At 56.1% G+C, this 12,085-nt stretch carries 11 protein-coding genes and 1 riboswitch; all 11 genes read left to right on the top strand.

The annotated features are described in order from the left end of the window. Positions 1 to 662, top strand: a 662-nt coding sequence (locus AU511_RS15875) for a bacteriophage T4 gp5 trimerisation domain-containing protein (RefSeq protein WP_420843467.1), incomplete at its 5' end; no start/stop codon positions are given. After that, positions 659 to 1,456, top strand: coding sequence for a DUF4123 domain-containing protein (locus tag AU511_RS15870; protein ID WP_094102284.1), 798 nt, complete (start codon positions 659 to 661; stop codon positions 1,454 to 1,456). The genes AU511_RS15875 and AU511_RS15870, both read left to right, overlap by 4 nt. Next, positions 1,456 to 3,450, top strand: a complete 1,995-nt coding sequence (locus tag AU511_RS15865) for a phospholipase effector Tle1 domain-containing protein (RefSeq protein ID WP_094110262.1) — start codon at positions 1,456 to 1,458, stop codon at positions 3,448 to 3,450. Before AU511_RS15870 ends, AU511_RS15865 begins: the two co-directional genes overlap by 1 nt. Further along, positions 3,450 to 4,157, top strand: coding sequence for a DUF2931 family protein (locus AU511_RS15860; RefSeq protein WP_094110261.1), 708 nt, complete (start codon positions 3,450 to 3,452; stop codon positions 4,155 to 4,157). Before AU511_RS15865 ends, AU511_RS15860 begins: the two co-directional genes overlap by 1 nt. Positions 4,158 to 4,306: 149 nt before the next feature. After that, entirely contained in the window at positions 4,307 to 5,017 is a 711-nt protein-coding gene (locus tag AU511_RS15855) for a DUF2931 family protein (RefSeq protein WP_094110260.1), read from the top strand. A 262-nt stretch (positions 5,018 to 5,279) separates the two neighbouring features. Beyond that, entirely contained in the window at positions 5,280 to 5,546 is a 267-nt protein-coding gene (locus AU511_RS15850; protein WP_094110259.1) for a PAAR domain-containing protein, read from the top strand. A gap of 688 nt (positions 5,547 to 6,234) precedes the next feature. Next, positions 6,235 to 8,217: a PTS mannitol transporter subunit IICBA gene (locus AU511_RS15845; RefSeq protein ID WP_094110258.1), complete on the top strand. Its 1,983-nt coding sequence runs from the start codon at positions 6,235 to 6,237 to the stop codon at positions 8,215 to 8,217. 72 nt (positions 8,218 to 8,289) lie between these two features. Continuing rightward, on the top strand, positions 8,290 to 9,435 hold the full coding sequence (locus AU511_RS15840) for a mannitol-1-phosphate 5-dehydrogenase (protein WP_094110257.1): 1,146 nt from the start codon (positions 8,290 to 8,292) through the stop codon (positions 9,433 to 9,435). A 22-nt stretch (positions 9,436 to 9,457) separates the two neighbouring features. Further along, a complete protein-coding gene (locus AU511_RS15835; protein WP_094102231.1) occupies positions 9,458 to 10,084 on the top strand; it encodes an MltR family transcriptional regulator in 627 nt (208 codons plus the stop codon). Positions 10,085 to 10,318: 234 nt separating this feature from the next. After that, a riboswitch (TPP riboswitch) is annotated at positions 10,319 to 10,415 on the top strand. A 35-nt stretch (positions 10,416 to 10,450) separates the two neighbouring features. Continuing rightward, positions 10,451 to 11,245, top strand: a complete 795-nt coding sequence (thiM, locus tag AU511_RS15830) for a hydroxyethylthiazole kinase (RefSeq protein ID WP_094110256.1) — start codon at positions 10,451 to 10,453, stop codon at positions 11,243 to 11,245. Further along, complete coding sequence (gene thiD, locus AU511_RS15825; RefSeq protein ID WP_094110255.1) at positions 11,242 to 12,045, top strand: bifunctional hydroxymethylpyrimidine kinase/phosphomethylpyrimidine kinase; 804 nt, start codon at positions 11,242 to 11,244, stop codon at positions 12,043 to 12,045. Before thiM ends, thiD begins: the two co-directional genes overlap by 4 nt. The last annotated feature ends 40 nt before the right edge of the window (positions 12,046 to 12,085 follow it).

Genomic DNA, 12,085 nt, shown 5'->3' with positions numbered 1-12,085 from the left:
GTCCTCCTTACGATCTGCCTGAGCATAAAACGCGAACGGTATTGCGTACCGAAACGCATCAGGGGGAAGGCTTCAATGAACTGCGCTTTGAAGATCAGGCTGGCGAAGAAGAAATTTATTTGCATGGTCAAAAAGACTTCCGTGCGATGGTCGAGCACGACGTCGTCTGGCATATCCGGCACGACGCGCATATGGAGATTGATAACGAGCGGGTGACCCGCATCAAAGCCAGCGACCACCTTACGGTGGAGCAGGAAAAGCGGGAGCATATTCAGGGGGATTACTCGCTGACCGTCGATGCGTCGATGCATCAGAAAGTGGGGCAGGCATTGCTGGTCGAAACGGGTCAGGAAGTGCACGTAAAAGCTGGGGCCAAGATGGTTCTTGAAGCGGGCGCGGAGTTGACGCTTAAAGTGGGGGGGAGTTTCGTGAAGATCGACCCGAGCGGCATAACGCTGGTCGGCCCTGGTATCAAGATGAATTCCGGTGGGGACGCCGGTAATAGCACGGGTTGGGCAGGTCTGCCTCCCAACCTGCCGGGCACTATTGCTGTGCCTCCTGCTCCGCCAGCCACACTGCCTACCCCCGCCATACATAAAAGCATGGAGTCGATGGCGCCGCTTGCCAAACCCTGTCCTCTGGTCAGAGGCGGTAAAGCATGAGCATGGATTTATGGCGAGAAAGGCACAGCGGTGCGCTGTTTGCAATCGTGGACGGTGCGGCAGATTGCTCAGCGGTAGCGCGTTTCTACGAACTGAGTCATGGGGAGGCATCTCCTCTGTTCGCCGGTACCGAATTTGGTGAACAAGCTGCGCTGGGGCCCTGGCTACTGGCTAATCCTTCGAATGAGTTTATGGAAGCATCACCTGAACAGTGTGGCTTTTATCTGGTTAGCGACCAGTCGATTGACGTGGTGCGTCGCCACTGGCAAAGCCTGATACAGGCTATCCGTGAAGGCGAAGCCGTGTGGTTTCGCTTTTCTGAACCCCGAATATTTCTGCCGATGCTCAATGCGATGAGCATCGAAGAGCGAGATGCGATTATGGGCCCTTGTGCCGGGATGTGGATCAATGGCACTGGGTTTACACGTACGCCCGGAATTCTGTTTCATCCTGCTTTGGCGTCTCCCTGGTTTCATCTCCAACCTCGCCATCTCGCGCCGTTATACGACGAAAATCGCCACGCCTATATTCTTCGTCGACGGCTTTGGCAAGTTATGACAAGCATGATGGAACGCCATCCCGACCCGGCGGGCACGATTTTACCGATTCTCAGGCAAGCGAATGCTGAGAAGCTTGAGGGGGATGTGCTTGACGGTGTGGTGGCTGGCGCCTTGACCTTGCAGACCGGCCTTCCTCTGGAAAGTATTCGAGAGCCGCTAATGCTGACCGACGCCGAATGGGCTCAGGTTAATCACTGGATGGCGCAGCATAATGAATTGATAGGAGTCCATTGATGGCGGCAGATCCTTACTGTATTCCCTGCGAACGTTACGAAAACTGGATAGAGATTGATATTCGCGATGAGCACAACCACTCATTCAAAGGATTGAAAGCGACATTGACAGATGAGACCGGTAAGTCGGAGACGGTGACCCTAAAGGATGGGCCTACGCTGGCGCGCGGTTTTGCCGTCGGCCCAGTGACCGTGAAGCTGGAGACGTTGCCTTGGCTTAAGGCAGCTCAGTCACGCGAGAAACTGAAAGACGGAGAAAGTACGGTGCCAGCTTATGCCGTGGAGCGTGTTGGTCATGATTCAACGAAACGCGAATATGTTAAAGCCACTACCGGCGATCTCTGCCTGACCCCGCCCGAGCCGCCTTTGCCGGAAGCGCACCAGGAAGGGAAATCCGGTAACGTGCGGTTCTATACCCATCATTCTTACGTTATCGAGGTGAAAGGCTACCAGGTCAACGTATTGCGTATCGGCGTCTTTTTCGATGGTACCGGGAACAACAACTTCAACGCCGAATCCGGTCTTAAAAAGGTCGAACAGTGGCTGTTAGAAACCTGCTCAGATCCCGCGCTGCGGGAGAAAGAACTGCGCGGTTGCGAGAGGGGGCAGCTTCCCATCGGCGGTAGTGCGGCGAATGATATGACTAATGTGGGGAAGCTCCACGAGCAATATCTTTCTGGGGCTAAAACCTTGAGTGCTCGTACCTACATCAGCGGCATTGGTACTCGCGATCCTGTAGCAGGAAAAGAGGGGGAGGAATACCAAGCAGATGACACGCTTACTCAGGGATTAGATCTCGATTTTGGTGGTGAAAATACTTCGATTATCGGCAAAGTTAATTTGGCATGTGAGAAGGAAATTGTTGCTGCTGTAAAACGTGATTTAAGAGCGATTTTCCCTCGCATCGAATACATACACCGTATTGTTTTCGACGTCTTTGGTTTTAGCCGTGGAGCGGCGGCGGCACGTCATTTCGTGAATGTTATCGATCAGAAAAACGACCATCCGCTGGTGCAGGCGATAGCAGATGATGAGGCTATCCGCCTGAAATCGGGATTTGACTGGAGTAATCGTCAAGATGTGCGCATTGCATTTGTCGGCATCTTTGATACGGTCGTGTCGTCGTTCAACTCCCGAGTCAATACCCGGCTGCGGGATGACAGCGCGGAGCGGGTGGTGCATCTGACGGCACGGGATGAGGTGCGTCAACACTTCCCACTGACGCGGATCACGCCTACGGCTGCCGGCACCAGTATTCCGCCGCACTTTACCGAACTGGCGCTGCCGGGGGCGCATTCGGATATCGGCGGCGGATATTACAGCCGCTGGAGCCTGTCTAACCCCAACAGCGACCCGGCGCTGACCGAGTGCATTGAACTGGAACGCTTTATGAGTGAGGAAGATGCGTCGATGCCCGATACGGGCAGCCGCGCCTATCAAAAGGCACGAGCCTACGCCGAGGAGAAAATCGCGCTGGGCTGGGCCGACCGCCTTGAGCACGCCTCGTCGCGAACCGCCACACCGCCGTTAGGGGCGATCAGTTTGCTTCCCTACTCGTTTATCCGACGCCGTGGTAAAAATGATGCCTGGCCCCAAAAAGCCGTGTATGTAGAGGTGGTGATGCGCCGAGTCGTAGAGGGCGAATACTCCCGCATCCCGTTGCATATGATGGTGGAGGCCGGGCGTGCGGCAGGTGTGCCATTCAAAAAATGGGATCCTACAGCAATAAATTTAAGGTTGGAGTCTGGATCGGCTAAAACTCCGCTAGTGAATCTTACCCAGCTAGACAAATATTGGGCCTTAGCTGCTGTTACGCAAGGCGTCGTGAAAAACCTTGGGCTTCAGGTACCGGCAGGCGCTTACCGAGCACTGCGCCGTGATTATATTCACCATAGCGCCAATAGCCAAAGTATCGCCAATCCGGCCAATACGAGTAAAAATGAGCCTACCGTTAGCAAGGAGCGGCGGCGTTTGATCGGGAATGAGGAGGCATAATGTTGAAATATCTTTTCCTTTTACTGGGCCTAAGCATGTCGCTAATGGCGTGTTCAAAGGGCAATCCGACGACACGAGTCAACTGGAGTTACGGTTCAGGCAGCAATATTGATAGTTTTTGCACGACTAAAGCGACTTTTTATCTCCACGGGAAAACGGTTTTTAGTTATCCCGGAGGGGGATGCAACGCTGGCGCGCCCTATGAAGACATCATAGAAAAAAAATATTATTGGTCTGGGGGCGGAGGTTTACCTACCGATGGCGTCCCTGTTCCTGACAAGGCTGAGATAGAAATGGTGTCCTTTCATGATCGCAAGCGGTACCGCATCAAGGTCGATTTACCGGCGGATTTAGCGCAGCGGATGCAGCAGGGCTATCAAGTTAAAGGACGAGTTGACCAACGCAATTGGCTCTACTTTGGTATGGCTCCAGGGGGTTACTATGAGGTCCTATTGTTCGGAGATTTGCAAGGCGTCAGCCCCGACCTGCTGATTGCCCGTGGCATCGCCGAAGAGGTGACCGATAACTGGTATGACAAAAAATATCCTATTGGGGTCAGCCAATATATGGTGACACTGAAAAACTTTGATAAAGAATACGGTGAACTCTTCAAACAGCACCCCGTCCCCCTAGGAATGGCGTGGGCCCCGATTATGGATGCCTACCGTGCCAAGCAGCCGAAAACGGACCAGCAGCCGGTAAACTGATCAAAGCGAACTGTGCTCGCGGTGAGTTGAGACATGAACGGCTGCGTCGCTCTTGGGGACTCGAAGCCAGATCAACAGGGCAATACCCTCCAGCAGAAGACGCCGTCAGTCAGGGAGCGGCGGCGTTTAATCGGGAATCAGGAGGCATAATGTTGAGATGTCTTTTCCTTTTACTAGGCCTAAGCACGTCGCTGATGGCATGTTCAAAAGGTAATCCAGAGACGCATATCAAATGGAGCTACGGCACAGGCAGCAACATTGATATCACTGAAAATACACGAACGGAATTTTATCGAAATGGAAAGCTCATTTACGTCGACCGTGGGGCCGGTGGAGGTGCTGGTGGACTCCTAAGTGAGCGAATAGAAGCAAAGCGCTATTACTGGGCTGGTGGCGGTGGACTGCCCACGGATGGAGTGTCCGTACCTGACATGGCATCGATCGAGATGATCTCTCTCTACGACCGTAAACGGTATCGAATCAAGGTGCATTTACCGGCTGATTTAGCACAGCAGATGCAGCAGAGCTATCAAGTTAACGGACGAGTTGAACAACGCAATTGGCTCTACTTTGGTCTGGCCCCTGGAGGATACTATGAGGTCCTATTGTTCGGAGATTTAAAGGGCGTCAGTCCCGATCTACTGCTTGCCCGCGGCATCGCCGAAGAAGTGACCGATAACTGGTATGACAAAAAATATCCTATCGGCGTCAGCCAGTATACGGTAACAGTAAAAAACTTTGACAAAGAGTACGGCGAACTCTTCAAACAACACCCCGTCCCCCTAGGTATGGCGTGGGCCCCGATTATGGATGCCTACCGCGCAAAGCAGCCGAAAACGGACCAGCAGCCGGTAAACTGATCAAAGCGAACTGTGCACGCGGTGAGTTGAGACGTAAACGGCTGCGTCGCTCTGGAGTACACGAAGCCAGATCAACAGGGGCAAAACCCTCCAGCAGAAGACGCCGTTAGTCAGGGAGCGGAGTGCGTAATAGGAAACCAACAGGCATATTGTATAGACAGGGTTTAATTGTATTAAATTAAAATACAGCATCATTTCTTTGAAAATAAACGTTTTTTTAATTCCATCGTGTTATCAGATGAATGAATGGAGAGATGAAATAATGGGAAATGCGGTTAAATTGGGCGATACAGATACGGGGCACGATAGCCACCCGCCAACGTCGGTTATTGCAGGATCCCCAACGGTTAAAGTGGATGGTTTATCCCTGGCCCGTCGAGGTGACCCTTTAGCGGCTCATGGTCACGGACGGAATATCAGTCAGGGTTCATCAACCGTAATTGCGGATGGTCAGCCTGTCGCACGTACCGGGGATACGGTGAGCTGTGGTGGGGTGTTGATCGGTGAGGGAACGGTCACTTTAGGGTGACTTTTCGAAGTGATAAATAACTCATCCATATTTCAAACCAACATACCGCTAGCCGAAAGTCAGCGAGCTGCGGTGGGCTCTTCATCGGAAGGGAAAGGTATGACGACCGGGTCATAACGTGTCAGCCCTTTCATTCCGATTCCCTGAAGGGGGCTCTGACCTCGACTGGCGTGGTCTTATGGTGCAATGCGGTCAGTCAGTCTCCTGTGGTTTCAAATCTCTGCCTTATCTACGTCCAATCCTTCGCTATATTCTGGCGTTTCTACTCACCCATCTTGTAATTAAATTACATTTTGCCCCAATTTCTCCGCCGAAACAGAACGCGGAAATTTTCGGCCTATATCCAGGACGCTGAATTGAACGGCGCAACGTGATTTAAATCACAATGTTAAAACAAAGTGACTGAATTGGAGTGTGAGATAACTCACGAAATAGGGGGCGTCGAGCGCTCATTTTTAACAATGTAACTGACTTTCAGATCTGATTTGTGATGAGGATCTCGTGAAATCCTCTCTGAGGTGGGGTAACCGAGTGATCTCAATCACAAATTCCCCTCGGGGTACTGGGGGCGAAAACGGCGTGATAGAGTCGATTTGTCTAGAGAACGACCGATGGTTTTTGGCGAAACCATCTCACTATTACGACGCGCACCGTCCCTGAGCGCGTACCACCGAGGGGAGTGAGTTTTATGCTATCACCAACTATTAAGGTCAAGATACAGAATTTTGGCCGCTTCCTCAGCAACATGGTGATGCCCAATATCGGCGCATTCATCGCCTGGGGCTTAATCACCGCGCTGTTTATTCCTACCGGTTGGCTGCCGAATGAGACGCTGGCCAAGCTGGTCGAACCCATGATTACCTACCTGCTGCCGCTGCTAATTGGTTATACCGGCGGCCGCTTGGTCGGCGGCGAACGTGGCGGAGTCGTGGGCGCTATCACCACCATGGGCGTCATCGTCGGCGCAGACATGCCGATGTTTATGGGGGCAATGATGGCCGGACCACTGGGCGGCTGGGCAATCAAACGCTTTGACCGCTGGGTTGACGGTAAAATCAAAAGCGGCTTCGAGATGCTGGTCAACAACTTCTCGGCCGGGATTATCGGAATGCTGCTGGCAGGGCTGGCCTTTATGGCCATTGGACCGCTAGTCTCATCGTTGTCCAAGTTGCTGGCGACCGGGGTAAACCTGCTGGTGCAGGACAACCTGCTGCCGCTGACCTCCATTTTCGTTGAACCGGCGAAAGTGCTGTTCCTCAACAACGCCATCAACCATGGAATTTTCTCTCCGCTCGGGATCCAGCAGGCGACGGAGACCGGCAAGTCGATGGTCTTCCTGATTGAAGCCAACCCCGGCCCGGGACTCGGCCTGCTGCTGGCCTATATGTTCTTCGGCAAGGGCAGTGCTAAACAGTCCGCGCCGGGCGCCGCTATTATCCACTTTTTCGGCGGTATCCACGAAATCTACTTCCCGTACGTTTTGATGAATCCACGCCTGATGCTGGCGGTGATCCTCGGTGGCATGACCGGCGTCTTCACGTTGACGCTGTTCAACGCGGGGCTGGTCTCTCCGGCGTCGCCCGGTTCGATCTTCGCCGTACTGCTGATGACGCCCAAGTCGTCGCTGATCGGCGTGGTGCTCTCCATCCTGATGTCCGGGCTGGTGTCTTTCCTGGTCTCTGCGGTGATGCTGAAACGCGTCCCGGTAGGCGATGAAGACGACGACGGTCTGGCGGACGCGACCCGTCGCATGCAGAGCTTGAAACAGAAAGCGAAAGGCGGCAAAGCGCCGGGCGCGGCTCAGCCTCAGCCGGTGATGCGCGCTACGCTGGATGCCTCGCAGGATCTGAGTTTGGTGCGACGCATCATCGTGGCCTGCGATGCCGGCATGGGGTCGAGCGCGATGGGCGCGGGCGTGCTGCGCAAGAAGGTGAAGGATGCCGGACTAAACCATATCTCGGTCAGCAACATGGCGATTAACAGCCTGCCGGAAGAGGTCGATCTGGTTATCACTCATCAGGACCTTACCGAAAGAGCGTTGCAGCATGCGCCGCACGCGATTCATCTTTCGCTCAGCAATTTTCTCGACAGCGGCTTGTACAATGAGCTGACAACCCGGCTATTGGCGGCACACCGACCTATTGCGGCGAACGATAACCGACTGATTAATCAAACCATTGTCGCCGCCAATGATGACTGGTTCGATTCGGACGAACACGAAACCAACCTGTTCGAACTGGGTGAAAACAATATCTTCCTCAATCTACAGGCCGACAGTAAGGAAAAGGCCATCCGCTTTGCGGGCGAACAGCTGGTCGCGGGCGGATATGTGGAGCCGGCCTACGTCGAGGCCATGCTGGAGCGCGAAGCCATGACGTCCACCTATCTGGGGGAATCCATCGCCGTGCCGCACGGCACCGTTGAAGCCAAAGACCGCGTCCTGCGCACCGGCGTCGTGATTTGCCAATATCCGCAAGGGGTCCGATTCGGCTCCGAGCCGGACGACGTCGCTCGGCTGGTGATTGGGATCGCCGCCCGTAATAACGAACATGTTCAGGTGATTGCGCGCCTGACGAATGCCCTGAACGACGACGGCATTATCGAGCGGCTGGTGGCCACCCGCAGCGTGCAAGAGATGCTGGAGCTGCTCTCAGGCGAACGCGTGGCGTAAAGCTATTGGACCGGCTTTCGACCGGTTCATGCGTTCGGCTCAATGGTTTTGGACAAAATATCGAGGTCGACAATGAAAGCAATTCATTTCGGTGCAGGTAATATTGGTCGTGGCTTCATCGGCAAACTCCTGGCGGACGCTAAGTCCGAGCTCATTTTCGCCGACGTCAATCAGCCGCTGGTGGATCAACTGGCCCATCAGCAGCAGTACGAAGTGCATGTTGTTGGAGAAGCGTCGCGCGTTGAACGGGTCAACCGCGTGAGCGCGGTGCACAGCGGCAGTCTCGACGCCATCAATGAAATTGCCCGCGCGGATATCATCACCACCGCCGTCGGGCCGCAAGTGCTGAGTAAGATTGCCGGCACGCTGGCGCAAGGGCTAATCGTGCGGCATGAGCGCGGCAACCGGCAGCCCCTCAATATCATCGCCTGCGAAAATATGGTGCGCGGCACCAGCCAGCTTCGTCGGCATGTTATGGCGGCATTGCCCGACGCGTTGCATGCATGGGTCGACGAGCATGTGGGATTTGTGGATTCGGCCGTGGACCGCATTGTGCCGCCGAGCGCGGCGGCGAACGACGATTCGCTGGAAGTGACGGTCGAGACTTTCAGCGAATGGATCGTCGACAGCACGCAGTTCAAAGGCGATCTGCCGGTCATCGCCGGGATGGAACCGACCGCCAACCTGATGGCTTATGTCGAGCGCAAGTTGTTTACGCTCAATACCGGCCACGCCATTACCGCGTATCTTGGATGTCTGGCGGGTTACCGGACGATCCGCGAAGCGATACTCGATGATGCGGTGCGCGCGGTGGTGAAAGGCGCAATGCAGGAAAGCGGCGCGGTGCTGATCAAACGCTACGGTTTCGATCCGGCGCAGCATGCGGCGTATATCGACAAGATCCTCAGCCGTTTCGAAAATCCGTATTTGCACGACGACGTAGAACGTGTGGGCCGTCAGCCGCTGCGCAAGTTGGGCGACGGCGACCGGTTAATCAGGCCGTTTCGCGGTACGCTGGAATACGGCCTGGCGCACCGGAATCTGCTGATTGGCATCGCCGCGGCGCTGAAATACCGTAGCGATGAAGATGCGCAGGCGCGTGAAATGGCCGCGCTGATTGATGCGCACGGCGTTAAAAATGCGCTGACCCAGATTGCCGGACTGGAAGATTGTCCCGAGGTTGTCACGCAGGTGGCAGCGTTATATCACTCTCTGTAATGCAAGGTGAAAAACGATACTAATGCCAGAACAGCGTTATTCTCCCGCAGGGAAACGTCGGGTCGCGGCTTCTGAGCCTGGCCCGACGCAGAAAAACGTGCCGCAGCCCAGGGCGGGGGTGGAAGACGAGCAGGCGTTCGAAAGTCACATTCTGGAACGCCTGAACGCCAAACCGACCGTCGCGGGGTTTATCCAGGCGGCGGTCGAACTCCTGGCTGACGCGATTGACCATCTGGTCCTGCAAGCGTTTCGCAAGGATGACTATGCGGTTAAATATGCCGTGGAACCGCTGCTGGAGGGCAGCGGCCCGCTGTCTGCGCTGCCGGTTCGCCTCAAACTGATCTATGCGCTGGGCGTGATCAGCCGAGACGAGTATGAAGACGTAGAACTGCTGTTGGCGTTAAACAATGAACTGGAGCAGGGTAGACAACGCTACCGCTTTACCGATGATGAGATTCTGGGACCGGTCAGCATGTTGCACGGTATTACGCCGCTGCCGCCTCAGTTTAACTCGCACTTACCAGAAGATGGGGTCGACACCTCGCTGCTGGAGATGCAAAAACAGCGCTATCAGCAGCGTATTCAGTCCTCGCTGGTGTTGTGCATAACGGAGCTGGTCTCGCGCCTGTACCACAAGACCGCGTTTTGATTGGCTTAATGTCCGGAGAGCCGTTTTCGCTGAGAAAATTACCGGCGCCGTGAAATCCGCGCGGCGTCGGTCCTCTTCTTGAACCCGCCACCGTGATGCCGGTAGCCCTTTCTTCCTGCTGCGCCTCTCGTTTTGTCCCTTTCGATCACCGCTCTACACCGTTTTGCCTCTTGCCGTTGTGACGCACCAGTTCGGCAGTCGTTGACCTTTGCGCCGTCAGGCCGAATAATCATGAACGTTGACTCGGGGTGCCCTTCCACGTGAAGGCTGAGAAAGACCCGTACCACCTGATCTGGATAATGCCAGCGTAGGGAAGTCACGGAGTCTCACCGGCTCCCGCCTTCTTGATCGCCGGTTGGGAGACTTATGAATACTCGACCTGTGCCGTTCCCGGCCGCGCTTGCGGCGGATTCACTTAAACATTTCCACCGCCGTTCCCCTTTGATTCACTGTCTGACCAATGATGTCGTGCAAAGCTTTACCGCTAATGTGCTGCTGGCGCTGGGCGCGTCGCCCGCGATGGTGGTGGAACGCAGCGAAGCCGCGCAGTTCAGCGCGTGGGCGGATGCGTTGCTGATTAATATCGGTACGCTGGAACCGGTCCGGGCAGCGGTTATGCGGTCTGCTGTGGCGAGCGCCAATCAAGCCGGTCGGCCTTGGGTACTGGACCCGGTCGCCGTCGGGGCGCTGACGTTTCGCAGCGATTTCGCCCGTGAACTTATGGCGCTGCGGCCTGCCGCCGTGCGCGGCAACGCCTCCGAAATTCTGGCGTTGTCCGGCGCGGATTCGCAGGGACGCGGGGTGGATAGCGGCAATACCTCGCTGGCCGCGTTGCCCGCGGCGCGCGAACTGGCCCGACGCTGGTCCGTCTGTGTGGCGGTCACCGGCGAGGTGGATTATGTCACCGACGGTGAGCGTGACTGGGCGGTGGCGGGCGGGGACCCGCTGATGACCCGCGTCGTCGGCACCGGCTGCGCGTTGTCGGCCGTCGTGGCCGGATTTTGCTCGCTGCCGGGCGATCGCCTGCAGCATATCGCCGCCGCCTGCGCGGTCATGTCCGAATGCGGACAGCGAGCCGCCGAAGGCGCGACCGGTCCCGGCAGTTTCGTGCCGCGTTTTCTCGACCAGTTGTTGATGACGGCGGAGGCGACCGCGAAATGAAACGTATCAACGCATTGACGATTGCCGGCACCGATCCCAGCGGCGGCGCGGGCATTCAGGCCGACCTGAAAACCTTCTCGGCGTTGGAAGCCTACGCCACCAGCGTGATCACGGCGCTGGTGGCGCAAAATACCCGCGGCGTGCAGTCGGTCTACCGTATCGACCCCGCCTTTGTGGCCGCTCAGCTTGACTCAGTGCTCGGCGATGTGCGGATTGATAGCGCCAAGATCGGCATGCTGGCCGAGGCGGAGATCGTGGAGGTCGTCGCCGAAGGACTGCGCCGCTATCCGGTGCCGTACGTGGTGCTGGATACGGTGATGGTGGCGAAAAGCGGCGATCCGCTGCTGCAACCGTCGGCGGTACAGTCGCTGCGTCAACGGCTGCTGCCGCGGGTTTCGATCATCACGCCGAATCTGCCGGAAGCGGCGGCGCTATTGGCGTGTCCAATTGCTGAGAATGAAACCGAGATGCGGGAACAGGGCGAAGCGCTGCTCGCGTTGGGCTGCCAGGCGGTGCTGATGAAAGGCGGTCATCTTTCCGACCGCGAAAGTCCGGACTGGCTGTTCACCGTTGGGGCATCGCCGCAGCGTTTTTCGGCGCAGAGAGTCAATACCCGCCATACTCATGGTACGGGCTGCACGCTGTCGGCGGCATTGGCGGCATTGCGTCCCCGTTGTGACGACTGGCCGGCCTGCGTAGCCGCCGCCAAAGCCTATCTGCAAGGGGCCTTACAACAGGCGGACACGCTGGAAGTCGGTCAAGGCATCGGGCCGGTGCATCATTTCCACCGCTGGTGGTGATGCCTATCTTAGCGGAAGATGAAATTTACATGGACAGTCT

The organism is Lonsdalea iberica (genome assembly GCF_002111585.1).
Lineage (GTDB): Bacteria > Pseudomonadota > Gammaproteobacteria > Enterobacterales > Enterobacteriaceae > Lonsdalea > Lonsdalea iberica.
This window is presented reverse-complemented; position numbering and strand designations above follow the sequence as displayed.